20 protein-coding genes and 1 pseudogene are annotated in these 24,455 nt (G+C 68.6%); 9 read left to right on the forward strand and 12 right to left on the reverse strand.

Translation table 11 applies throughout. The annotated features are described in order from the left end of the window. Window positions 1-296: 296 nt before the first annotated feature. From ABR737_RS23475 to dnaA, 5 genes are all read right to left on the reverse strand, one after another. A complete protein-coding gene (locus tag ABR737_RS23475; protein ID WP_350252078.1) occupies window positions 297-833 on the reverse strand; it encodes a DciA family protein in 537 nt (178 codons plus the stop codon). After that, complete coding sequence (gene recF, locus ABR737_RS23480; protein WP_350252079.1) at window positions 830-1,966, reverse strand: DNA replication/repair protein RecF; 1,137 nt, start codon at window positions 1,964-1,966, stop codon at window positions 830-832. The genes ABR737_RS23475 and recF overlap by 4 nt, the downstream gene beginning before the upstream one ends. 61 nt (window positions 1,967-2,027) lie before the next feature. Further along, a complete protein-coding gene (gene gnd / locus ABR737_RS23485) occupies window positions 2,028-2,906 on the reverse strand; it encodes a phosphogluconate dehydrogenase (NAD(+)-dependent, decarboxylating) (RefSeq protein WP_350252080.1) in 879 nt (292 codons plus the stop codon). A 183-nt stretch (window positions 2,907-3,089) separates the two neighbouring features. Continuing rightward, window positions 3,090-4,220: a DNA polymerase III subunit beta gene (gene dnaN, locus ABR737_RS23490; protein ID WP_328385706.1), complete on the reverse strand. Its 1,131-nt coding sequence runs from the start codon at window positions 4,218-4,220 to the stop codon at window positions 3,090-3,092. Window positions 4,221-5,340: 1,120 nt separating this feature from the next. Continuing rightward, window positions 5,341-7,296, reverse strand: a complete 1,956-nt coding sequence (gene dnaA / locus ABR737_RS23495; RefSeq protein WP_350252081.1) for a chromosomal replication initiator protein DnaA — start codon at window positions 7,294-7,296, stop codon at window positions 5,341-5,343. Between the two features lie 378 nt (window positions 7,297-7,674). Between dnaA and rpmH the strand changes: the two genes are divergently transcribed. The 9 genes and pseudogenes from rpmH (at window position 7,675) to ABR737_RS23540 (ending at window position 14,519) form a co-directional block, all read left to right on the forward strand. After that, the gene (rpmH, locus tag ABR737_RS23500; RefSeq protein WP_003949374.1) at window positions 7,675-7,812 is read left to right on the forward strand and encodes a 50S ribosomal protein L34; all 138 of its coding nucleotides are present in this window, start codon (window positions 7,675-7,677) and stop codon (window positions 7,810-7,812) included. Between the two features lie 24 nt (window positions 7,813-7,836). Further along, window positions 7,837-8,205 (forward strand): annotated as a pseudogene (gene rnpA / locus ABR737_RS23505) (ribonuclease P protein component); the annotation flags it as partial. A gap of 86 nt (window positions 8,206-8,291) precedes the next feature. Further along, window positions 8,292-8,609 carry a membrane protein insertion efficiency factor YidD gene (gene yidD / locus ABR737_RS23510; RefSeq protein WP_006604423.1) on the forward strand — a complete coding sequence of 106 codons (318 nt, stop codon included), beginning with the start codon at window positions 8,292-8,294 and terminating at the stop codon, window positions 8,607-8,609. Between the two features lie 3 nt (window positions 8,610-8,612). Next, window positions 8,613-9,755, forward strand: a complete 1,143-nt coding sequence (yidC, locus tag ABR737_RS23515) for a membrane protein insertase YidC (RefSeq protein ID WP_350252083.1) — start codon at window positions 8,613-8,615, stop codon at window positions 9,753-9,755. A 14-nt stretch (window positions 9,756-9,769) separates the two neighbouring features. After that, window positions 9,770-10,276, forward strand: coding sequence for a Jag family protein (locus tag ABR737_RS23520; RefSeq protein WP_350252084.1), 507 nt, complete (start codon window positions 9,770-9,772; stop codon window positions 10,274-10,276). A 136-nt stretch (window positions 10,277-10,412) separates the two neighbouring features. After that, a complete protein-coding gene (gene rsmG / locus ABR737_RS23525; RefSeq protein ID WP_350252085.1) occupies window positions 10,413-11,138 on the forward strand; it encodes a 16S rRNA (guanine(527)-N(7))-methyltransferase RsmG in 726 nt (241 codons plus the stop codon). Window positions 11,139-11,437: 299 nt separating this feature from the next. Next, on the forward strand, window positions 11,438-12,508 hold the full coding sequence (locus tag ABR737_RS23530) for a ParA family protein (RefSeq protein ID WP_350252086.1): 1,071 nt from the start codon (window positions 11,438-11,440) through the stop codon (window positions 12,506-12,508). Beyond that, window positions 12,505-13,602, forward strand: a complete 1,098-nt coding sequence (locus ABR737_RS23535) for a ParB/RepB/Spo0J family partition protein (RefSeq protein ID WP_350252087.1) — start codon at window positions 12,505-12,507, stop codon at window positions 13,600-13,602. The genes ABR737_RS23530 and ABR737_RS23535 overlap by 4 nt, the downstream gene beginning before the upstream one ends. Window positions 13,603-13,901: 299 nt before the next feature. Beyond that, on the forward strand, window positions 13,902-14,519 hold the full coding sequence (locus ABR737_RS23540) for a GNAT family N-acetyltransferase (RefSeq protein ID WP_129295315.1): 618 nt from the start codon (window positions 13,902-13,904) through the stop codon (window positions 14,517-14,519). 83 nt (window positions 14,520-14,602) lie between these two features. Here the strand turns inward: ABR737_RS23540 and trxA are convergent, their stop codons facing one another. From trxA to ABR737_RS23575, 7 genes are all read right to left on the reverse strand, one after another. Continuing rightward, window positions 14,603-14,929, reverse strand: coding sequence for a thioredoxin (gene trxA, locus ABR737_RS23545; protein ID WP_030075727.1), 327 nt, complete (start codon window positions 14,927-14,929; stop codon window positions 14,603-14,605). Window positions 14,930-14,975: 46 nt separating this feature from the next. Beyond that, window positions 14,976-15,947, reverse strand: a complete 972-nt coding sequence (gene trxB / locus ABR737_RS23550) for a thioredoxin-disulfide reductase (protein WP_350252088.1) — start codon at window positions 15,945-15,947, stop codon at window positions 14,976-14,978. 114 nt (window positions 15,948-16,061) lie between these two features. Further along, window positions 16,062-17,006 carry an anti-sigma factor family protein gene (locus ABR737_RS23555; RefSeq protein ID WP_502964359.1) on the reverse strand — a complete coding sequence of 315 codons (945 nt, stop codon included), beginning with the start codon at window positions 17,004-17,006 and terminating at the stop codon, window positions 16,062-16,064. After that, on the reverse strand, window positions 17,003-17,698 hold the full coding sequence (sigM, locus tag ABR737_RS23560) for an RNA polymerase sigma factor SigM (RefSeq protein ID WP_350252089.1): 696 nt from the start codon (window positions 17,696-17,698) through the stop codon (window positions 17,003-17,005). The genes ABR737_RS23555 and sigM overlap by 4 nt, the downstream gene beginning before the upstream one ends. 226 nt (window positions 17,699-17,924) lie before the next feature. Further along, window positions 17,925-19,646 (reverse strand): serine/threonine protein kinase, encoded by a 1,722-nt coding sequence (locus tag ABR737_RS23565; RefSeq protein WP_350252090.1) that lies wholly within the window; start codon window positions 19,644-19,646, stop codon window positions 17,925-17,927. Window positions 19,647-19,753: 107 nt separating this feature from the next. Beyond that, a complete protein-coding gene (gene murJ / locus ABR737_RS23570) occupies window positions 19,754-21,994 on the reverse strand; it encodes a murein biosynthesis integral membrane protein MurJ (protein ID WP_350252091.1) in 2,241 nt (746 codons plus the stop codon). 46 nt (window positions 21,995-22,040) lie between these two features. Further along, window positions 22,041-24,296: a DUF6049 family protein gene (locus tag ABR737_RS23575; protein ID WP_350252092.1), complete on the reverse strand. Its 2,256-nt coding sequence runs from the start codon at window positions 24,294-24,296 to the stop codon at window positions 22,041-22,043. Window positions 24,297-24,455 lie beyond the last annotated feature (159 nt).

The following is a 24,455-nucleotide window of genomic DNA, read 5'->3' on the forward strand; positions in this document are numbered from 1 at the left end:
GCCCTTCCGCGCCTGTGGGATTCACCCCTGGGAAGACAGGCGGGAGCGGCTGCGTCGTTCGACATGTTCCGCAAGTGGGCGGGATTGGCATCAGTCTACCGGTAGCGCTGACACTCATGGGGGTTTGCTGGTACCTGAGTCGTCATGTGCCGCCCTGAACTGGCGTCCGCCGACTCCCCATATCCGAGAAGGGGCCCCAGGACGCTCACACGGGCACTCAGCGCTTCGGACTGTCAACCGGCCGCTACCGTGAGCGGAGTCTCATCCGCCTCACCCGTAGAGGGGGGTCTCAGGGGTCAGCCGTAGGTGTCGCCGGGACCCTTGCTTCCCGGTGCCCGCAGCGATCCGTACCGGCGCGCGGGGCCCCCGGGACCCAGCACCTTGATCACCTTTACGGTGCCGTGGCCCAGGTCCTCGTTGAGGCGGGCCACCAGCGTCGGGGCCAGCAGCCGCAGCTGCGTCGCCCAGGCCGTCGAATCGCACTGGACGGTCAGGACCCGGGCGTCCTCGTCGTACTTCTGCGGCTCGCAGTGCTGCGCCACCTCGGGCCCGACCAGCTGCGGCCAGCGCCCCATCACCCCGCCGACCGCGGCCGGGGTCTCCCAGCCGCGTTCGGTGATCAGCCGGTTGATCGCCGCACCGAGCGGCAGCGGGTCGCGCCCGTCCGCCCGCGCGCCGGAGCGCAGCCCCCCGCGCCGGGCCTGCTTCTTCTGCTGCGCGGCCGCGCCCCGCGCACGCGCCTGCTCCTTGGCGGCGACCAGCGCCTGCCGGGCCAGATCCACACCGGAGAGCTCAGGGGAAGGCTTGGGCGGGCCGGGCTGCTCCTCGCTCACGGGGTCACCTTCTCCGCGGCGCCGCCGGACACCGCATAGCGCGCCCCGGCCAGGGCACCCGGAACGTCGTCGTCCACCGCGGCCGTCACCAGCACCTGCTCGCCCGGGGCCACCAGCTCCGCCAGCCGCTCGCGGCGGCGCGCGTCCAGCTCGGCGAAGACGTCGTCGAGCACGAGCACCGGCTCGTTGCCCTCGGCCCGCAGCAGGTCGTACGAGGCCAGCCGCAGCGCCAGCGCATACGACCAGGACTCGCCATGGCTGGCGTAGCCCTTCGCCGGGAGCTGCCCCAGCTTGAGCACCAGATCGTCGCGGTGCGGGCCGACCAGCGTCACCCCGCGCTCGATCTCCCCCTTACGGGCCTCGCCGAGCGCCGCCAGCAGCACGCCGTACAGCTCCTCGCGGGTCGCGGCGTCGGCCATCGCCTCGCCCGCCGAGCCGCGGTACTCCAGGGCCAGCGGCCCGCCGCCCGGCGCCAGCTGCTCATAGGCCTTGTCCGCGAGCGGCTGCAGCGCGGCGATCAGATCGAGCCGCTGGGCCAGCAGCTCGGCGCCCGCGCGGGCCAGATGCTGGTCCCACACGTCCAGCGTCGACAGATCCATCTGCCGCCCGCCGTGCCGGCGCGCCAGGGCCGCGGTCTTCAACAGGGTGTTGCGCTGCTTGAGGACACGGTCGTAGTCCGAGCGCACCCCGGCCATCCGCGGCGACCGCGCGGTGATCAGCTCGTCCAGGAACCGCCGCCGCTCGCCCGGATCGCCCTTGACCAGTGCCAGGTCCTCCGGCGCGAACAGCACCGTCCGGACGATCCCCAGCGCATCCCGCGGCTTGACCTGCGACGACCTGTTGATCCTGGCGCGGTTGGCCTTGCCCGGGTTGAGCTCCAGCTCGACCAGCTGCTGCCGCTCGCCCTGGGTCACCGCGGCCCGGATGACCGCCCGCTCGGCGCCCATCCGCACCAGCGGGGCGTCCGAGGAGACCCGGTGGCTGCCGAGCGTGGCCAGATAGCCGACCGCCTCGACCAGGTTGGTCTTGCCCTGGCCGTTGGGGCCCACGAAAGCCGTGACGCCCGGGTCGAGCGGAACCTCGACCCGGGCGTACGAGCGGAAGTCGGCGAGGGACAGATGCGTGATGTGCATGGCTGGGCGCCGACCTCCCCCGGCGGTTGCTACCGGTTACTGCGGTGGTTGCTGCTTCTTGCTACTTCTTGTTCTCGACCGCGTGGCCACCGAACTGGTTGCGCAGCGCGGCGATCATCTTCATCTGCGGGGAGTCGTCCTGACGTGAGGAGAAGCGCGCGAAGAGCGAGGCCGTGATCGCATGCAGCGGCACGGCGTTGTCGATCGCGGCCTCGACCGTCCAGCGGCCCTCACCGGAGTCGGCGGCGTAGCCCTGCAGCTCGTCGAGGTGCTCGTCGCCGTCGAGGGCGTTGACGGCCAGGTCGAGCAGCCAGGAACGGATGACTGTGCCCTCCTGCCAGGAGCGGAAGACCGCGCGCACGTCGGTGACGGAGTCGACCTTCTCCAGCAGCTCCCAGCCCTCGGCGTAGGCCTGCATCATGGCGTACTCGATGCCGTTGTGGACCATCTTCGCGAAGTGGCCCGCGCCAACCTTGCCGGCGTGCACCGAGCCGAACTCACCCTCGGGCTTGAGGGCGTCGAAGACCGGCTGCACCTTGGCGACATCGTCCTTGTCGCCGCCGTACATCAACGCATAGCCGTTCTCCAGGCCCCAGACACCGCCGGAGACGCCGCAGTCGACGAAGCCGATGCCCTTGGCCTTCAGCTCCTCGGCGTGCTTCTCGTCGTCGGTCCAGCGGGAGTTGCCGCCGTCCACGACGATGTCGCCCGGCGACAGCAGTTCGGCCAGCTCGTCGATCGTGGACTGGGTGGCGGCACCGGCCGGCACCATGACCCAGACCACCCGCGGACCCTTGAGCTTGTCCACAAGCCCCTGAAGGCTGTTGACATCCGCCACGTCGGGGTTGCGGTCGTATCCGATGACGGTGTGACCGGCGCGGCGGATGCGCTCGCGCATATTGCCGCCCATCTTGCCGAGACCGACGAGACCGAGCTCCATCACAGACCCTCTTTGCACGTAGTCGTTGCTGTTCGTACCCGGGTCCGAGCCTACGCCCGCAGGTCCGCGCACACCTGTGGGCTCAGCCGCTCATCAGGGGCCCTTCAGCCGGTCGCCGCAAGGTGCGTGGCCAAGGCGCCGTCCGGTGTCCGCCGGACGGCCGCCACCCCTGCCGTCGCGCCGTCAGCCCGAGAGCCGCACCGGCATGATCAGGTACTTGTACGCGTCGTCCGCCTCGGCGTCCTTGGCGGGCCGGCCGCTCAGCAGCGCGGGCTTGGTCGAGGTCGTGAAGGACAGCTGCGCCACCGGGGAGTCGATGGCCGACAGGCCCTCCAGGAGGAAGCCGGGGTTGAAGGCGATCGAGATGTCGTCGCCGTCCAGGTCGGCGTCCACCCGCTCCACAGCCTGTGCATCGTCGCTGGAGCCGGCCTCCAGGATCAGCACGCCCTGCTCGAAGCTCAGCCGGACCGGGGTGTTCCGCTCGGCCACCAGCGCCACACGCTTGACGGCCTCGACGAACGGGGCGGTCTCGATCACGGCGACCGAATTGAACTCGGTCGGGAAGAGGGTGCGGTACTTCGGCAGGTCGCCTTCCAGCAGACGGGTCGTCGTCCGGCGCCCGGCGCCCTCGAAACCGATCAGCCCCTCGCCCTGGCCGGAGCCGGACAGCGCGAGCGTCACGGTGTCGCCGCTGCTCAGGGACTTGGCGGTGTCCAGCAGCGTCTTGGCGGGGACCAGCGCGACCGCGGAGGCGTCCGGGCTCTCCGGCTTCCACAGGAACTCGCGCACCGCGAAGCGGTAGCGGTCGGTGGAGGCCAGGGTGACGGTGTCGCCCTCGATCTCGATCCGTACGCCGGTGAGCACCGGAAGGGTGTCGTCACGGCCGGCGGCGATGGCGACCTGGGCGGCGGCCGCGGCGAAGACCTCACCGGGGACGGTGCCGGTGGCGGTGGGCATCGTCGGCAGGGACGGGTACTCCTCCACAGGAAGGGTGTGGAGGGTGAAGCGCGAGGAGCCACAGACGACGGTCACGCGTACACCGTCGGTGGAGATCTCCACCGGGCGGTTGGGGAGCGCACGGCAGATGTCGGCGAGCAGCCGGCCGGAGACGAGGACCGTGCCCTCCTCTTCCACCTCTGCTTCCACCGAGACCCGGGCGGAGACCTCGTAGTCGAAGCCGGAGAGGCTCAGCGCGCCCTCCTCCGCCTTCAGCAGCAGGCCCGCGAGGACGGGCACCGGCGGACGGGCCGGGAGGCTCTTGGCCGCCCAGGCCACTGCCTCCGCGAGTACATCGCGCTCCACCCGGATCTTCACCGGAAACCGCCTCCTGCTGTTGCTGGCTCTCGCCCTGCTGGCCTTCGTCGTCGGCTGGGTTGCCGGAGACCAGTCTGACGCACGCCACCGACACTCGGTGCGGCTCGGGGTCAAGTCGGCTCGACCGGTGCCGGACGCCCGGCGGCCAACTTGTGCACAGGCCCCGTTTCCGAACGAGTTCCCCGGTAGATATCCGTGGTCGTAGTAGTAGGGGCTGTGGAAACCGTGGACAACTGCTTTTGCGCAGGTCAACACGGATTTTTTGTCCACTGCCCCTGTGGGTGGCGGTCGTGGAAAAGCCGGTGGTTCTGTGGACCGCCGGAAGTTCTGCACACCCGATGCACAGGGGACGGGTACTTCTCCCCAGCGCCGTCCCCAGCTTTACCCCCGTTCCCCACAGCCCAATCCATCACCTTGGTGTGACGGCTTTCACTCGGCCCGGTGAGGGCGGGTGTTGTGTTGCCGAACAGTGGACAGCGGTGTGGAGAAGCCGGTGATCGTTGGGGACAACAGCGCCTTGCCTGTGGGCGGACGGTGGACAAGACGCGGGCTCCCCTGTGGACGAATCCGCTGTCCACACCCTGTGGAGGAAGGTTGGCCACAAATCCACACGCGGTTGACCTCCTCCGATGCCCCGTCAGAACACCGGCCTGTGGATCCCACAGGGATAACTTTCCCCTCCCCAGGATGTGGACGGAAGATTCTTGCCCAATCTGTGGAGAGAAGCCGTGACCGGCCGCGGAATCGAACACCGCAGGCGCGCTCCACAGGTTTGGGACGGCGGCGGGGCGGATCGGGGGAGGCGTCACAGGGCCCGGGAAGCGTCGTCGGAAGGCCTCGGGAGCGGCGCGTGACGCGTTCAGGAGCACTCGGAAGCCTCGCTCGAGGGCGCGCACAGCGCACGGGAAACGGTCGGGTGGAGGGAGACGCGGGCGCTTGGCCATTGGGGAGGCGCGGGAGCCTGGTCTCCGGGGAGACGCGGGCTTCGCCGAACGGCCGGCCCCGTACGGCGAAGGGCCGGTAAGGGGAAGCGGCCCCGTACGGCGAAGGGCGCCGCCGGAACGGATCCGGAGCGCCCTTGGACGTCCTGCGGTGGCCGGTGCAGCAGCGGTGGCCGGCCTCAGCCGTTCTTGATGCGATTGGTCAGCTCGGTGACCTGGTTGTAGATCGAGCGCCGCTCGGCCATCAGCGCGCGGATCTTGCGGTCGGCGTGCATCACGGTCGTGTGGTCGCGGCCGCCGAACTGCGCGCCGATCTTCGGCAGCGAGAGATCGGTGAGCTCGCGGCACAGGTACATGGCGATCTGGCGGGCGGTCACCAGCACCCGGCTGCGCGAGGAGCCGCAGAGGTCGTCGATGGTCAGCCCGAAGTAGTCGGCGGTCGAGGCCATGATCGCGGTCGCGGTGATCTCCGGCGCGGCGTCCTCGCCACCGGGGATCAGGTCCTTCAGCACGATCTCGGTCAGTCCCAGGTCCACCGGCTGCCGGTTGAGCGAGGCGAACGCCGTGACCCGGATCAGCGCGCCCTCCAGCTCACGGATGTTGCGCGAGATCCGGGACGCGATGAACTCCAGCACCTCCGGCGGCGCGTTCAGCTGCTCCTGGACCGCCTTCTTGCGCAGGATCGCGATCCGGGTCTCCAGCTCGGGCGGCTGGACGTCGGTGATCAGGCCCCACTCGAAGCGGTTGCGCAGCCGGTCCTCCAGGGTGACCAGCTGCTTGGGCGGCCGGTCACTGGAGAGCACGATCTGCTTGTTCGCGTTGTGCAGCGTATTGAAGGTGTGGAAGAACTCCTCCTGCGTCGACTCCTTGCTCGCCAGGAACTGGATGTCGTCGACCAGCAGGATGTCCATGTCGCGGTAGCGCTTGCGGAACGCGTCCGCCTTGCCGTCGCGGATGGAGTTGATGAACTCGTTGGTGAACTCCTCCGAGCTCACGTACCGCACCCGGGTGCCGGGGTACAGGCTGCGCGCGTAGTGCCCGATCGCATGCAGCAGGTGGGTCTTGCCGAGACCGGACTCCCCGTAGATGAACAGCGGGTTGTACGCCTTGGCCGGCGCCTCGGCGACGGCGACCGCGGCGGCGTGCGCAAAGCGGTTCGAGGCACCGATGACGAAGGTGTCGAAGAGGTACTTCGGGTTCAGCCGCGCGGTCGGCTCACCGGGGCCGGTCGCCGGTGCGGGCTGCGCGGCGAGCGGGCTGGGCGCACCGCTGGGCGCGGGAAGCACGGCGCCGGGGCCGGAGCCGGGAACGCCCGAGCGCCCGTTGTGCCCGCCGGGCTGATGCTCGGAGAGGTCGCGGCGCGGCTGGTCGTAGGGGGAGCGGCCGTCGGAGTGCTGCGGCGGCCCGTTGCGGTCGGGCGCCTGCCCCCGGTAGTCGCTCTGCCGCTGCTGATGCGGCGCTCCATGGGACGAGGGGGAGGCGTAGGGGTCGCGCTCGGGGTAGCCGCCGAGGTGCTGCTGCTGCCAGCCGTAGTCGTCGCGCGGGCCTGGGCTGCCGGCCATACCGGAGGAGTGCTGCGGCCAGCCGCCGGGCTCGTGCCGGGGCTGCTGGTAGTCCGGATAGGCGGGGCGCACGCCAGGCAGGTCCTCGCCCTGTCCTCGGTGCCCGTAGCCCTGCCGGCCGTCATGCCGGTTGTCGTGCCGGCTCTCGTGGCGGTTGTCGTGCCGTGCTTCGTAGCCGTCGTAGGCATCGTGTTGCTGCTGTGCCTGATGTGACTGCTGAGGGTGCGGGGTGTGCTGCTGAGGCGACGACTGGTGCTGGGGGGACTGGTGCGGGGGCGCGGGCGGTGTCGGGGGCTCCTCGGCGGAGTCGTCAACGGTGATCGCGATCCGGATCGGGCGGCCGCACTCATGGCTCAGCGCCTCCCCGATCAGCGGCGCAAGACGGCCTTCCAGCACGCCCTTGGCGAACTCGTTGGGGACGGCGAGCAGCGCGGTGTCGGCGACCAGCGCCAGCGGCTGGGTGCGCTTGAGCCAGTCCTGGTCCTTGGGCTTGAGCCCGTCGGCCTCCGCGCGAAGAAGATGGTCGAGCACGCGCGGCCACACTGCGGCAAGATCGGCAGGTACATCAGCCACGGGGCACGCTCTCTCAGCAGTCCCACGAATGTGTGATTCTCAGGACGGGCGGGAAGGAATCGGGGTTCAGCCACGGTAGTCAGGGCGGGCCTGGGGATTCAAGTTGTTGTCCACAGCCTGTGCATAGTGTGTCCTGACAAGAGGCCGGTAGGTGCCGCCGAGGAGCCGGTTTGACCGGATGGCGTAGCCGCGCGTACCGTGACCAGGTCGAGTTGTCGATGGCTGCTGCCGCCTGCCTCCGATGGGCAAAGATCACGCTCGAGTGATCGTGTAGCGGTGCACTTAGGCGTTGCGAGCTACTCGTGGGCGCACGGTGACAGCCAGTCGACGCCCCACATCTGTCTCTCCTGAGACAACAAGCATTCCTGGAGCCCCCGAGTGAGCAAGCGCACCTTCCAGCCGAACAACCGCCGCCGCGCGAAGACCCACGGCTTCCGCCTGCGCATGCGGACCCGCGCCGGCCGCGCGATTCTCGCGTCCCGCCGTGGCAAGGGTCGCGCCCGCCTGTCGGCCTGAGCAGCCTGAAGCCAGGTCCATGACGTGCTGCCTACCGAGAATCGGCTGAGGCGGCGCGAGGACTTTGCGACCGCGGTACGCCGGGGACGCAGGGCCGGGCGCCCGCTCCTTGTCGTTCATTTCCGCAGCGGTGCAACGGACCCGCACGGGTCGGGGGAAAGTGTTCCCCCGGCACGTGCGGGTTTCGTCGTGAGCAAGGCAGTGGGCAACGCTGTCGTGCGCAACAAGGTCCAGCGCAGGCTTCGGCATCTGATGCGCGACCGGCTGGACCGGCTGCCCGCCGGTAGCCTGGTTGTCGTACGGGCCCTGCCCTGCGCGGGTAATGCGGAATACGACCAGCTGGCCCGCGACCTGGATGCCGCTCTTGAGCGGCTGCTGGGAGGGGTGCCGAGAGGCTGCCATCCCCCGGGGGCTGTGACCGGCGGCAGCTCCGCCGCGGGCCCCCGGAACCCCGGACGGGACCCGGGAGGGAGCGCACAGTGAAGTACCCGCTGCTGCTTTTGATCAAGATCTACCAGTGGACCATCAGCCCCTTGCTGGGACCGGTCTGCAAGTACTACCCGTCGTGCTCGCACTATGGCTATACGGCCATCGACCGGCACGGTGCGGTGAAAGGGACTGCGCTGACAGCCTGGCGCATCCTGCGATGCAATCCGTGGTCGCTCGGTGGCGTCGACCACGTCCCTCCCCGGAAGCGTCCGGTTTGGCATCAGCGGCTGAGGAGCCGCCTGGGCGGGCCCACCGTCCCTGAGCCTGTCGCCCAGCCCGAGACTCAGCCCAACGCCCAAGGAGCCTGATTCGTGGACACGATCCTCGGTCCCCTCTATATCGCTGTTTCCTGGATCATCGTCCAGTTCCACTCGTTCTACAGCCTCATCTTTGACAAGGACAGTGGCGCGGCGTGGGGTCTGTCCATCGTCTCGCTGGTGGTGCTGATCCGTATCTGCCTGATCCCGCTCTTTGTGAAGCAGATCAAGTCGACGCGGAACATGCAGGCGCTTCAGCCGAAGATGAAGGCGATCCAGGAGCGCTACAAGAGCGACAAGCAGCGCCAGTCCGAAGAGATGATGAAGCTCTACAAGGAGACGGGCACCAACCCGCTCTCGAGCTGTCTCCCGATTCTGGCCCAGTCGCCGTTCTTCATCTCGCTGTATCAGGTTCTGAGCCACATCGCGAAGAACACGACGGTCGGCGTCATCGACCAGCCGCTGTTGCAGAGCGCGCAGAAGGCGCACATCTTCGGTGCGCCGCTGGCGGCGAAGTTCATGGACAGCGCGGCGAAGATCCAGAGCCTCGGCGCTTCGGTGATCGACGTCCGCGTGGTCACGATCATCATGATCGTCCTGATGTCGGCGTCGCAGTTCTACACGCAGCGCCAGCTGATGACCAAGAACGTCGACCTCACGGTGAAGACGCCGTTCATGCAGCAGCAGAAGATGCTGATGTACGTCTTCCCCCTCATGTTCGCCGTCTTCGGTATCAACTTCCCCGTCGGTGTTCTCGTCTACTGGCTGACCACCAACGTGTGGACCATGGGCCAGCAGATGTTCGTCATCCGTCGTAACCCGACCCCGGGCAGCAAGGCCTTCGCGGAGCGCCAGGAGCGGCTGCGGGCCGCCGGCAAGGTCGTCGAGGACCCGGCCGTCGTCGAGGCGAAGCAGGCCGCCGAGGAGGCGCGCCAGCACCGCCAGCAGCCCAAGCGTCAGTCGAAGTCCCAGCGGCAGACCGGTGGCGCGGTACCGGCCGGCGGTGCGCAGAACCGTACGCGCGCCGGATCCGCGCCGGATGACACGGGCGCCGGACAGGGTGCTGCGAAGAAGCAGTCGCTGGAGAAGAAGGACGCGCCGGAGGGCAAGGAGAAGGGCGGCGCCTCCGGGTCCCGCACCACCAAGTCCGGTCAGCGCAAGGGCCAGCAGCGCCCCAAGCACCCGTCCAAGAAGTAAGAAGGAGTCCTTTCGTGACGGACACGACCCCTGCCACCAAGGGCACCGACACCCTGACCCGCCTGGAGCAGGAAGGCGAGATCGCGGCCGACTACCTCGAAGGTCTGCTGGACATCGCCGACCTCGACGGTGACATCGACATGGATGTCGAGGCCGACCGTGCCGCTGTGTCGATCATCAGTGACTCGACCAGCCGTGACCTGCAGAAGCTGGTGGGCCGCGACGGTGAGGTGCTGGAGGCCCTGCAGGAGCTGACCCGGCTGGCCGTGCACCGTGAAACCGGTGACCGCAGCCGTCTGATGCTGGACATCGCCGGCTTCCGGGCGCGTAAGCGCGAGGAGCTTGCGGAGATCGGCGCGAAGGCCGCGGAAGAGGTCAAGGGCACCGGTGAGCCGGTGAAGCTCGACCCCATGACGCCGTTCGAGCGCAAGGTCGTCCACGACGCGGTGGCGGCGGCCGGACTCCAGAGCGAGTCCGAGGGCGAGGAGCCGCAGCGCCGAGTGGTTGTTCTCCCGGCCTGACCACTCAGCGCTCCCGTTTTTCTTTGGCCCCGTCTGCTCGCAGGCGGGGCCAAAAGTTGTCAGCGTTCTGTGTTATCCCGGGGGGCGTAACCCGGGTTCCCGGCAGGAAAAGCAGTCCAAAGGAAGGGCGGTTCCCGTGACGGAGGCAGCAGCGGAGCTCCCTCCTGCGCCGAAGGTGGCGGAGGAGGTTTTCGGCGAGCGCTTTCCGGAGGCCGTGCGGTACGGCGAACTGCTCGCCGACGCCGGGGTGAAGCGTGGGCTCATCGGCCCGCGTGAGGTGCCGCGGCTGTGGGAGCGGCATCTGTTGAACTGCGCGGTGCTCTCCGAGGTGGTGCCCGAGGGCGTCTCGGTCTGCGATGTGGGTTCGGGGGCCGGGCTGCCCGGTATCCCGCTGGCTCTGGTGCGCCCGGATTTGAAGATCACGCTGCTGGAGCCACTGCTGCGGCGTACGAACTTCCTTCAGGAAGTCGTCGAGCTGCTGGGCCTGGACCATGTCACGGTCGTGCGCGGGCGGGCCGAAGAAGTGATGGGGAAGCTGCCCCAGGTGCATGTGGTGACGGCGCGTGCCGTTGCCCCGCTCGACCGGCTGGCCGGCTGGGGGGTTCCGCTGCTGCGTCCGTACGGCGAGATGCTGGCGCTCAAGGGCGATGCCGCGGAGGAGGAGCTCAAGGGAGCCCGGGCGGCGCTGAGCAAGCTCGGCGTCGTGGAGACCTCGGTGGTGCATGTGGGCGGGGGCATCGTGGATCCGCCCTCGACCGTCGTGCGGGTCGAGGTGGGCGAGAGCCCCGGCGGTGTGCGCTTCGCCGCCAAGCGGGCCAAGGCGGCTCGGGTGGGCCGTGCGTCGAGGGGCCGCCGGCGCTGATGCCCTGGTGCCGGACCGCTACAGCTCGGCAGGGGCGTCAGGGTGCACCACTCCGGGAAAAACGGCAAAAGTGCCCAATGTCATCAAAACGACACAAGGCGGAGTGTCGCGGCTGATTCAGTCGCGACGCTGGCATCGTGTTTCACGTGAAACGTCGTTCTCTACTGCAAGGGATCATCGACCGTGGTCGTGCGGCCGCCGCGCCCCGCGACCGTAGACCCACAAGGGTCAGCGAAGTATCCACAGAAGTGGATTCGTCCACAGGAGAACGGACCTCACTGGTTCGCGACACCGAAAGCATGGCAGGCTCTGAACATTGCGAGCCTGATGTCGAGGAGAGTGAATCCTTGCGGTCCGACGCCAACATCGCGGGACCGATGACCGACCCGGTCCCCGGTCCCCGTAGCGAGTCGTTCGGGGACGACGTTTCACGTGAAACGCCGCCCCCGATGGACGACACCCCGATCGGTCGTGCAGCTCAGCTGGCGGTGGAGGCACTCGGCCGCGCGGGTGAGGGGCTGCCCCGGCCTGAACAGACTCGGGTCATGGTGGTTGCCAACCAGAAGGGCGGGGTCGGCAAGACCACGACCACGGTGAACCTGGCGGCCGCCTTGGCCTTGCACGGTGCCCGGGTTCTGGTGATCGACCTCGACCCCCAGGGCAATGCGTCAACGGCGCTGGGCATCGACCACCACTCCGAAGTGCCCTCCATCTACGACGTACTGGTGGAGAGCAAGCCACTCTCCGATGTCGTACAGCCGGTCGTGGATGTGGAGGGCTTGTTCTGTGCGCCCGCCACAATCGATCTGGCCGGTGCGGAGATCGAGCTGGTCTCGCTGGTGGCCCGTGAGAGCCGGCTGGACCGGGCCATCAAGGCGTATGAACAGCCGCTGGACTACATCTTCATCGACTGCCCGCCCTCGCTCGGCCTGCTGACGGTCAACGCGCTGGTGGCCGGCGCCGAGGTACTGATCCCGATTCAGTGCGAGTACTACGCACTGGAGGGGCTGGGCCAGCTGCTCCGGAACGTTGATCTGGTGCGGGGGCATCTCAACCCCAAGCTCCACGTCTCGACGATCTTGCTCACCATGTACGACGGCCGCACCCGGCTGGCCTCTCAGGTCGCCGACGAGGTGCGCAGTCACTTCGGCCACGAGGTGCTCCGTACGAGCATTCCCCGCTCGGTGCGCATCTCCGAGGCACCCAGCTATGGGCAGACGGTGCTCACCTATGACCCGGGATCCAGTGGCTCGCTTTCGTATCTCGAGGCAGCCCGAGAGATCGCTTTGCGTGGGGTCCCGCAGACCGGAGGCCAGGGCCTCAGCGTCAACTATGAAGCACAGCACAGCATCTCGGAGGGGAATCAGTGAGCGAACGACGTAGAGGCCTGGGCCGTGGGCTCGGTGCGCTGATCCCCGCGGCACCGCAGAGCACGGACCATACCGGGCCTACGGGGCAGGGAGCGGCGTCATCGTCGTCCGCACCGGTCTTGGCCCCGGAGCGAGGAGTGGCGGCCGCCAAGGTGACGTCGCTGCCGACGCACGGTGTTTCACGTGAAACGGAGACACCGGCAGGGTCGGAGGCATCGTCGGCGGGCGTCTCGGAAGTAGCAGGCGCGCACTTCGCGGAAGTGCCACTGGACGCGATCAAGCCGAACCCGCGCCAGCCGCGCGAGGTCTTCGACGAGGACGCCCTTGCCGAGCTGGTCACCTCCATCAAGGAGGTGGGCCTGCTCCAGCCGGTGGTGGTCCGTCAGACGGGACCGGGGCGGTATGAGCTCATCATGGGCGAGCGCCGCTGGCGGGCTTGCCGTGAGGCCGGCCTGGAGAAAATTCCCGCGATCGTGCGGGCCACGGACGATGAGAAGCTGCTGCTCGATGCGCTTCTGGAAAATCTCCACCGGGCACAGCTCAACCCGCTGGAAGAGGCAGCCGCTTATGACCAGCTGCTGAAGGACTTCAAGTGCACGCATGACGAGCTGGCCGACCGGATCGGTCGTTCGCGTCCGCAGGTCTCCAACACGCTGCGGCTGCTGAAGCTCTCGCCGTCCGTGCAGAAGCGGCTCGCCGCAGGTGTGCTCTCCGCAGGACATGCCCGCGCTCTGCTGTCCGTGGAGGACTCGGAGGAGCAGGACCACCTCGCGCGCCGCATCGTGGCGGAGGGGCTGTCGGTCCGTTCCGTCGAGGAGATTGTGACGCTGATGGGGTCGACCCCCACGAGCGCGAGCAAGGCCAAGGGACCCCGTGCGGGCACCCGGGTGTCCCCCGCGCTGACGGGGCTGGCCTCCCGGCTGTCCGATCGCTTCGAGACCCGGGTGAAGGTCGACCTGGGGCAGAAGAAGGGAAAGATCGTCGTCGAGTTCGCCTCGATGGACGATCTGGAGCGCATCCTCGGCACGCTCGCCCCTGGCGAGGGGCGCGTCCTGGGCCAGTCGCTGGCCGAGGAGAACGACGGCGAAGAGTGAGCTGATGCTCTCGGCTCCCGGGCGGGCCGTGTTCCGGAGTTCATACCGGGACACGGCCCGCCCTTTGCTCTCTTGCGGTACCCGTGCCCGTAAAGGGTGGATACGATGCGTTCGGGTATGGCACGCATCCATGTGGAGAGACCTCACACCGAGGAGAGGGCCATGCAATCGGTGAGCCGCACCGGACTGTTGGCAGCGGGGTTCGGCCTCGCAGCTGTCGGAGGATTCGTCGGTGGTCTGATCAGAGAGCAGACGGCGCTTCGTGGTGCGGCAGGCGAGGGAAGCGAGGACCTGGTTCCATGGGCCGTCGGCTCGTACCGCTCACGTTGGACAACCTTCCGGACCTTCCCAAGCGCTGCCGCTCCTGTGTCTTCTGGGAGCTCGACCCCGTCAGCGGCGAGGCAGCGGTAAAGGCGGGACGCCCGGAGCTCGAGAAGGAAGCCTGGATCTCGGCAGTACTGCTGGAGTGGGGGTCCTGCGGGCGGGTGGTCTATGTCGACGAGGTGCCCGTCGGGTTCGTGATGTACGCCCCGCCGGCGTATGTGCCGCGTTCCACGGCCTTCCCCACCAGCCCGGTCTCGCCGGACGCGGTGCAGTTGCTGACGGCGTGGCTGATCCCTGGGTACCAAGGTCAGGGGCTGGGGCGGGTGATGGTCCAGACGGTCGCCAAGGACCTCATCCAGCGCGGCTTCAAAGCCATCGAGGCCTTTGGCGATGCCCGCTGGAGCGAGCCGGCATGTGTGCTGCCCGCCCATCACCTCCTTGCGGTCGGCTTCAAGACCGTACGGCCCCATCCCCGCTTCCCTCGGCTGCGCCTGGAGCTGCGGACCACGATCTCGTGGAAGGAAGATGTCGAGCTGGCTCTCGACCGCCTGCTGGGGGCCGTGCAGAAGGAACCGGCCCTGCGACCGTTGTAGGGCGTGCGGTTTCACGTGAAACAGAGAACGGGCCCGCCCTTTCGTGGGGCAGGCCCGTTTCCCGTGAAACGGAGTGGCGCGACTCAGGCGAGGTAGTCCGACAGGTCGCGCTCGATCGCCGCCTTCGGCTTGGCACCGACGATGGTCTTCACGACCTCGCCGCCCTGGTAGACGTTCATGGTCGGGATCGACATGACGCCGTACTTGGCGGTGGTGGCCGGGTTCTCGTCGGTGTTCAGCTTGGCGATGACGATCTCGTCGTGCTCGGCGGCAATTGCCTCCAGGGACGGGGCGACCTGGCGGCACGGGCCGCACCAGGTGGCCCAGAAGTCCACAAGGACAGGCTTGTCGCTCTTGAGGACGACCTCTTCGAAGTTGTCGTCCGTGACGGTCACCGTGGCGCCGGCCATGGCAATCTCCTTACTGGGTGGGTGGTGGGAAAGCTGGGTGCGCGGATCAGACGGAGGCGGTCTTGTCCGGCTCGGCCGCCTCGCTGTCCGACAGCGCGGCGAGGAACCGCTCGGCGTCGAGGGCGGCGGAACAGCCCGTACCGGCGGCGGTGATTGCCTGGCGGTAGGTGTGGTCGACGACATCGCCGGCACCGAAGACGCCCGTCAGGTTGGTCCGCGTGCTGGGCGCATCGACCTTGAGGTAGCCCTCGTCGTCGAGCTTCAGCTGCCCCTTGAACAGCTCGGTCCGCGGGTCGTGGCCGATCGCGATGAAGAGGCCGGTGACGGGGAGCTCGGAGGTCTCGCCGGTCTTGCGGTTGCGCAGCGTCAGACCTGAGAGCTTGCTCTCACCGTGGATCTCGGCGACGTCGCTGTCCCAGACGAACTTGATCTTCGGGTCCGCGAAGGCACGCTCCTGCATTGCCTTGCTGGCCCGCAGGGTGTCGCGGCGGTGGACGACCGTGACCGACTTGGCGAAGCGGGAGAGGAAGGTGGCCTCCTCCATCGCGGTGTCGCCTCCACCGATGACGGCGATGTCCTGGTTCTTGAAGAAGAACCCGTCGCAGGTGGCGCACCAGGAGACGCCACGGCCGGACAGCTCGTCCTCACGGGGAAGACCGAGCTTGCGGTGCTGGGAGCCGGTGCTGACGATCACGGTCTTCGCGCGGTGCACGTTGCCGGCGGTGTCCGTGACGGTCTTGATCTCCTCGGAGAGGTCGACCGAGACGATGTCGTCCGGCACCAGCTCGGCGCCGAAGCGCTCCGCCTGGGCGCGCATGTTGTCCATCAGGTCCGGCCCCATGATGCCGTCGCGGAAACCGGGGAAGTTCTCCACGTCAGTGGTGTTCATCAGCGCGCCTCCGGCGGTGACGGCACCTTCGAAGACCAGCGGCTTCAGGGACGCGCGGGCGGTGTAGAGCGCTGCGGTGTAGCCCGCGGGCCCGGAGCCAATGATGATCACGTTGCGGACGTCGCTCACGGGTGTCTTCCTTGTCTCTGCCGACTGCTTGCTGGGGCTCTCGGAACTCTCACCCCACCCAACGGATCCTACGGGGCGAGCATTCCCGGAGTGTCACAGCGCACTGCTCGTCGCTCAGTCTCGCTGGTACGAGTGAGACAGCAGAATCTTTCCGGGAGCCGGTGGTGTGGCAGAGACGCAGGAAGAGCTGATGACAAAGGCTGAGACGCGCTGTGCATCGGCCGGATCCGGCAGCACCACGAGGTAGACGTCCTTGCCCTGGTACCGGGTGTGGCCGGACGCAAGCGGTGCTTCCGTCCGCCCGGTGCCCAGGCGGACACACGAGGGAACGGTGTCGGCGCCGCCGCGCAGCGTCGATTCGGGAGAAGTGCGCGTCCCGATGTCCGGGGACTTGTGCGAGCCCTTTGACGCCAGCAGATCGTGTACATGCGAACCAAGAGTGTCGGCGGTCAGGCCGGCTGCCTCTGTGGACTTCTCGGGGGTGGCGGTGGCCCGGCCATGGGGGCCTGCCTGGGAGCCGTCGACAGCGGCGTTCTGGATGAGCAGGCCGCCGAAGCTGAAGACGGCCGCGGCGGCTGCGGTGCCGAGCAGAATCCGGGGCCAGCGCCGCGAGCGGGACGAACGGCCGCCGGGCGACTGCCGACCCGGCCCGGAGGCCCCCCGAGGCCGTCCGGCAGGCCGGGTGGCCGGCCCGGCACGGTGGGGAGGCTCGTCGTCGGTTTCACGTGAAACCGCGACGGGGGCGGTGGCTGTTTCACGTGAAACATGAGCACCGGTGGTGGGAGTGGTGGCGTCCAGCAGCGCCTCGGCCGCGAGGGCGGCATCGATGCGTCCGGCCACGTCGGCCGGCATGCGGAGGGGGCCGGGAAGGGTGCCGAGCAGTGCCCGGATCTCTTCCAAGGACGCATAGACGTCATCGCACAACGGGCAGTCGGCGAGATGATGGCGTACATCTGCACTGCGTGAGGGGGACAGCAGCCCGTCCGTGAGGTCTGAGAGCTCGGAGACTTCCGGGTGCTCACCTGTGGGGTGCTCATCCGTGCCGGTCATCGACGTCACGCTCGCCCACCTCCGCCCTTCACGGCACCTGTGTCGTTCGGCCCTGCCGTCGGTGGGACGGATGTCCCCTGCGCCCGGTTCCTTCCCCCGCTCGTGGGTTTGCTATCCCCGTTGTCGGCGCGCAGATGGGTGACCAAGGGGAGAAGTCGGGCGCGGCCTCGCGCACAGCGGCTTTTCACGGTGCCGGTGGGGATGTCGAGGATCGCCGCGGCTTCCGCGACGGGGTAGCCCTGCATATCGACGAGGACGAGCGCAGCACGCTGTTCCTCGGGGAGAGTGCGCAGGGCACCGAGCAGCTCACGATGCAGGTCCTGGCGCTCGGCGGGTGCCGCAGCCGATTCCTGGGGTTCGAGAAGCTGCTCCAGCCGCTCGGTCTCGGCAACGGGCGAGGTACGCCGCGAGGCGGCCTTACGCGCCCGGTCGAGGCAGGCATTGACCGTGATGCGGTGCAGCCAGGTCGTCACGGCGGACTGCCCGCGGAAGGTGTGGGCCGCGCGGTAGGCGGAGACCAGGGCGTCCTGCACGGCATCGGCGGCCTCTTCGCGGTCACCGAGGGTGCGCAGTGCCACCGCCCAGAGCCGGTCGCGATGGCGGCGGACTATCTCCCCGAAGGCGTCGGGGTCGCCCTTCACATGCAGGGCAAGGAGATCGGCGTCGCTTGGTATCGAAGCCTTGTCGCTCTCGGTGGACACGGGCCCCCCGGCCGTAGCTGCCTGATCTCGGTCCAATTGAAGCCCGCCAGGTCAGGAATGTAAATGCTGTCGAAAGGCAGCGGTGTGCAGGTGGGTGGCCGATTTGCGCCGTTCTCACGTGGAGGGTCCGCGCGGAGCAGCGCCCAAGGGTGTGGGGCTCCGGCCGGAAATACCGGACCGGAGCCCCACACAGTGTCCTGGACAGCGGTGCCGTCCTTCACTCCGCTCAGCTGGTGAAGGACACCTCGGTCACACCTTGCCGGTACCCGGCGCTGCTGTACCCGTCACCTGGCGCATACGGCATCGCGGTGATCCACACCACGACGTAGCGCGCCTTCGCCCGCTGCTTCAGCTGGACCTTGGCGGACGAGCCCGATGTCGTACTCGTGCCGAGCCGGTGCATGGAGCTGAGGGGCTGCGAAGAAGAGAGCGAATCGGCGGCGTAGAGCGTCACGGTCGTGTGACTGCCGGTGAAGTGAAGGCCGATCGATGCGCCGCTTATCTGCTGTTTCGAGCCCAGGTCATAGACGAGACCGACGCCCTTCTTGAAGGCCGGATTCAGCTCGGGGCCTTCGTGATAGCCCCTGGTGCCCCAGTAGGTGCTGGGATTTCCGTCGATCGTGTCCCGCGCCTGATTTGCGTGCTGCGGCTGACCGTCGGGGTAGTACTCCCCCGCCTCCACGATCTTGATCGGCTTGCCCTGGGGCTTTTTGACCCCGCCACTGCTCGGCTGCGAGTTGGCCGGATCGTCCCGGTCCTTCTCGCGCTTCAACAGGGTGTCCGCCAGCTGCCAGCTGCCCAGCCCCAGCGCCGCGATCAGCAGCGCGGAGACGGACCACTTCAGTGCCCGGCCGGTGCGGCTCTGCAGCGGAGGCGGCGGAGTGGCGACCGGCTGGGTCGCATGGCTCGCCTGAGCGGGGCGAGCCGACGACTGCCGGTAGTTGCCCTGCTGGTATCCCGTGCGCTGATACGGCGGAGGCGTGGCGAAGGAGGTCTCCGGAGGCCGGATACGCGGCATGGCCGCCACGGCCTTGGCCAGTTCCTCCGGGGTGGTACACGGCTGCTCCTGGCGGGAAGCCGTGGCCCCATCGTTGATCAAAGCGCGCATGGCGAGCTCGGAGAGCCCGCGGTGCACACCGGCGCGCACCTGGTCGGGAGCGATCAGGCCGACGCCCTTGGGCAGGCCGGTGAGGCCGTGGGCGTCGTTCTCGTACGGCCAGCGCTGGGTCAGCGCGGAGTAGAGCAGCGCACCGATCGCCTCGGTGTCCGTGCGCTGCGGGTGCTCGCAGGTGATGCCGCGCAGCGCCGCCATGACGGCCAGACCGCGGATGCGGTACTGCCCGGACTCCGTGCGCAGCACCGAGCCGGGGGTGATCCGCAGATGGGACAGGCCCTCGCGGTGCGCGGCGGCCATGGCCTGGGCGACCTGGCTGACGAGCTGGTAGGCGTCGTGCGGCTCCAGCGGCCCGTTGGCAAGCACCGTGGTGAGCTCGGTGGCGTCCGGCAGCCACTCATGGACCACATAGACGAGGTCGTTCTCCTCGACCGCGTCCAGGACCTGGACGAACCGGGGGTCACCCAGCAGCGCCGAGGAACGGGCGGCGGACAGCACCGGCCGGGCCCGGGGATGGTCAGCCGGCAGGATGTGCACGCCGACGGCGCGGCGCAGCTTCTCGTCGACCGCACGCCAGCTGCTGAATCCGTCCAGACGGGTGACGCACTCCTCGAGGCGGTAGCGTCTGGCAAGCTTGTGGCCGCTGTGCAGTTCCGGTGGCTGGGCTTCGATCGCCGCGGCACACTCCTCGTCGGTGCCCTCGGCGTCTTTTTCCCTGCCGGATACCTTCTCGGCCTTAGCACCGTCGTCCGTGGCCTTACCCGCCTTGGCGGTCAGCGGTTCCTCACCGCTCGTGTCAGCCACGTCGACGGCAGCCGTGCTCCGTTCCGCCACCGTCGTTCCTGCCTCCCCATCCGTTGCAGGCTCAATGAGCCAAGACAATTGTGCCCACAGTCCGCCACTATGCACGACACACGGTGGCAGTCGATGGTTGTGCTCAATCAACGCCCAAGCTTCGACCGGACCATGCCGACCAGGGCGTTCAGTTCCTGGATGCGCATTTTGCGTGCGGCCACGTAGAACACGGCCAGAAGTGCGGCGGCACCGGCGATCAGAGCGGCCAGCGACCCGAGGACACCGGTTCCGAGCGCCTGCATGATCCCGTACACCGCGGCTCCCGAGATGATCGTGGCCGGGATGCTGGCGCCCGCCAGTCGTGCGTAGGTCCGCACGACATGAGCGGTGTCGAGATCACCGTTCATGCGCTTGCTCAGACGGCGCCAGGCCACGCCCACGCCGATGATGTATGCCAGGCCGTAGGAGGCCGCCATGCCGACCACGGCCCAGCGGGCGGGCAGGACCAGGAAGCACAGGCCGGAGGCCGCGGCGTTGACGGCCGCGACGATCACCGTGTTGTAGAAGGGCGTGCGGGTGTCCTCGTACGCGTAGAAGGCGCGCAGGACGACGTACTGCACCGAGAACGGGATCAGGCCCACACCGAAGGCCATCAGCATGTAGCCCATCGGAATGCCGGCGCCGGACGAGCCGTAGACCAGCGTGCACAGCGGGATACCGAGGGAGAGGAAGCCGAAGGAGATCGGGACGATCGCGACGGCGGAGGTGCGCAGGCCCTGCGAGATGTCGTCCCGGACTGCGCCGGTGTCACCGTCGTGCGCGGACCGGGCCAGCCGCGGCAGCAGCGCCGCCATGACGGAGACGGTGATGATCGCCTGAGGCATGTTCCAGATCAGCTGTGCGCTGGCGTACGAGATGAAGCCGGTGCCCGGATGCCCCTGGTCGTTGGCGGTATTGCCGGCCCAGGTGGAGAGCTGGGTGACGACGAGGACGCCCGCCTGGTTGGCGAGCACGAACAGCACGGTCCATTTGGCGAGCTTGGCGGCCTTGCCCAGGCCGTGGCCGCGCCAGTCGAAGCGCAGCCGGAGCTTGAATTCGGCGTCGCGCAGGTAGGGGATCATCGCCAGGGCCTGGACGACGAGCCCCAGGAGGGTGCCGATGCCCAGGAGCCGGATGCCCTCGTCGGGAATGGTGGTGACGCCGATGTGCGAGGTCTTCGCCGTGCCGTAGACCCAGATGAACAGGCCGAAGGTGGCGATCATGACGATGTTGTTGAGGACGGGGGTCCACATCATCGCGCCGAAGCGGCCGCGGGCGTTGAGGATCTGTCCCATCACGACGTGCAGACCCATGAAGAAGATCGTGGGTACGCAGTAGCGGGTGAACGCGACGGCGACTTCGTTGGCGGCCGGATCACGGGAGATATCGAAGGAGACCAGTTTCACCAGCAGTGGCGCCGCCACCACCGCCAGGACCGTGAGCACGCCGAGCACCACGATGACCAGCGTCAGCAGCCGGTTGGCGTAGGCCTCGCCGCCGTCCTTGTCCTCCTTCATCGCGCGCACCAGCTGCGGGACGAAGACGGAGTTGAGACCGCCACCGATGGTCAGGATGAAGATCATCGTCGGAAGCTGGTACGCGACCTGCCAGGAGTCACCGAGCACCGCACCACCGAGGGCCGCGACGATCAGTGCCGAGCGGACGAAGCCGGTGAGACGCGACACCATCGTGCCGGCGGCCATCACTGCGCTGGACTTGAACAGCCCGCCGGCGCGTCCGCCGGAGGGCTTGCCGGCCGCCGCCACAGGGGCCGGCTCCGGCTCCGGTGCGGACTGCTGCGGCACGGCCTCCGGTCCGGGCCTCGCGGGCGCCGGGGGGCCGGCCGTCGTGGGAGCGGGGTGCTGGGGCTCGTAGGACTGCTGGTCCCGGTAGAGATGGGCGAAGGCGTCGGGTTCCGGACGCTGGTCGGCGGCCTGGGTGATCAGGTCGTCCACACCCACGAACTGCGTCGTCGCCGCGGCATCGCCGTACGGCAGATTCCGGGTCGGTCCCTGCGGCTCGGGCGGCGGGGGCGATGCCCACAGCTGTGGGTCGGGCGGGTGGCTGCCGGCGGCAGGCTGCTGGTAGAGCGGATGCGCGGGCTGCCCGGGCGGCGGCGGAGGGTGCGCGGCGCGGTCGTAGAGCGCCTCGGTCACCGGATCCTGTGCCGTCGGGTCCTGGGCGCGGTGCGGGTCGTTGCGGTAGGCGTCCTGGACATAGGGATCCTGGGCGTACGGATCCCGGGCGTACGGGTCCTGATCCGCTGGCGGCGGGGGCGTCGGAGGGACCGGTCCCGTGGGGTCGCCGTTGGCGCCCCGGCCCCGGTCACCGTCGTACGGCGCATTCATCGCTGCCCCACCTCATCCGTCGCCGGCCATCCGGCCCCGCCATCTATCAACGGTCCACTTTCTCACCTGAGCCGGACGGGTCGGAGCTTTCCGATCCGGTGTCCGGCGTGGGGTCACTCGGCTGCTCCGGCTCGTCGCCGTCGGTGCCACCGTTGTCGCCGTCCGTACCTGTGTCGTCATCGGGTCCGTCGCCGTCGGACCCGTCCTCGGCCCGCCGGGCGGCCGCCTGCTTGCGCTGGAGGTAGATCCGCACACCGGCGAGGACGAGCAGCAGCACGCCGCCCGCGATGACGAGCATCACCGTTGCGGTGATCTCCGTGACGTTCACCTGGAACATCATGGGGTCACCGTAGGGCTTTCCGTCCGCCGTGTAGAGCTGGGCGGTGACCCATGCCCGGCCATTGGCGTTCGCCGTCGTGTCGAACTTGAACGACTGGCTGTGCCCGCCGTCCACCGTGATCTGCTGTGACTTCCCCGCGTCCAGACGGTTGGGCTGGGACGAGGTCAGCTTCAGCGTCATGTCCTTGACGCCCTGGACCAGGTTGTTCTGCACCGTCACCGGAATCGTGGCGCTGCGCCCGGAGAGCGTCGCCCCGGACTTCTGGATCAGGTGGACCTTCTTGGTCAGACCGTCGAGGTAGCTGCGTACGGCGTGCCGGTAACCGGTGGCGCCGGTGGCATCGCCCCGCCACTCGGTCGACATCTCCCGCATCATCGCGTTGCCGAACGGGGTCACCACGCGCTCCGGCTGGGCCAGGATCACCTGGAAGTCGTCCAGGGCGGACTGGGTGCCCTGGACCTGCCGGAAGGCGTTGACCGGAAGTTCCTGCCTGCGCAGCGAGGACGGGTAGGCGGCACCACTCGGCACATGGCGGGTGGCCGCGCGGTCGGGCTTGGCCTTGGCCGCACCGCCGAGGTTCAGCGACTGGGTCCAGCTGCCGGACTCGTCCAGGCTCCGCAGTGCGGTGGCCATGGCGTGGGCCTGGTTGACCGACGGCATGCGCTGCGGCGCGACGACGATGCTGCGCTGCCGGCCCGGGTCCTCAAGGCTGATCATCTGGGTCTGTGCCAGGAACTCCTGGACCGCGTGGGCAGAGTTTCCGGCCTTCGACATATCGCCCTCGAAGGCCCGTGAGAGCTGCGCGTCCGCGACGACGGCGGTATTGCCGCCGCCGATGGGGCGGGCCGCCGTCGGGGTGTAGGAGAGCCTCTCGGCGTCCCGCAGGCTGTCGCTGCGAGTGATCACGTTGTGCGCACCGGCGGAGGTCGCGACGTCCACGATGGACGAGTCGATCGCGCCGTCGACGGGCCAGGCGAAGTCCGTGCGCGGCTTGACGCCGAGGATGGTGTCCACCGTCTTGTCGGCAAGGTCGGTGGCCGGGCCGAGGTGACTGAGTGCGCTGGGCACGCTCTTGCCGTGGTGAGCGAGCGAGGCCAGATCGGGATCGGCAAAGGGCAGCGCGACGACCTGGTGCGACTTGACCGCTTCTTCGAGGTCGTGCAGCCACTGCTTGGCGACCGCCTGGTTCTTGCCCATCGGGCCGTCCGGGCCGTTCACCCGGTACGACTTGGTCATGGCGTCGACGGTCGCGAGGAGGTCGGGATCGATGACGAAGGTCACGGGGAGGTTCTTGCCGAGCTCGACCATCTGCTGCAGCCGGCCTCCGGGCGCGAGCTCGGCAGCGAGGTCGTCGTTGCGGAAGACCGGTGTCTGCTGGGCATCGGCGTCGGTCTCGGCGGTGAGATGGGTGCGGGAGATCAGCGGCCACATGTAGGTGAGCTGCGTCTTCTTCCCGTCTCCGGCCGTCTGCCAGGGCAGGAACGTCCGGTCGAAGCCGAGGACCTGCCCGGAGGGTGCGGACGCCGAGCGCCCTGACAGAGAGATGCCGAGCTGGTACACACCGTTATCGCCGAGGTTGAGGTCCTTGGCCGGCACGCTGAGGCTGAAGGGACGGCTGACGCCGGGTTCCAGCTTGCCGATCTTCCCGGTGTGACCCGCGATCTCCTCGCCGTCCGTGGCCGGCAGATAGCCGGTACGACGCGACGCACTCTCGATGGAGCTACGGCCGCCGAGCGCGGAGCCACGGTGCATTCCGACATGCGCATCCGTGATCGTGCTGCGGCCGTCATTGGTCAGCGTTCCGGAGACGGTGACCGTGTCGCTCTTGGAGGGAGCGGACGGGGACATCGAGTCGATGGTGACGTCGACCGTGCGGGAGCCGGTCGGGGCTGCCTGGGCGGAGGAAGCGTGCGGAACCTGGAGCAGCCCCACGAGAAGGAGCACTCCAGTGAGCAGTGTCACGGTCCTTCGCAGCCATCGACCACGCGGCCGTTCAGTCCGCTGGAACCCTGCCGCCTCGGCCACGCGCTCGCCCGTCCCTCGTCGTCGTCAGTGGTCGTTCGGAATGTGCGTCCACGAATGGTAACGAGACGCGCAGCGACGGCGTGCCAGGGACTGCTC

The sequence above is a fragment of the Streptomyces sp. Edi2 genome, assembly GCF_040253635.1.
Taxonomy (GTDB): Bacteria; Actinomycetota; Actinomycetes; order Streptomycetales; family Streptomycetaceae; genus Streptomyces.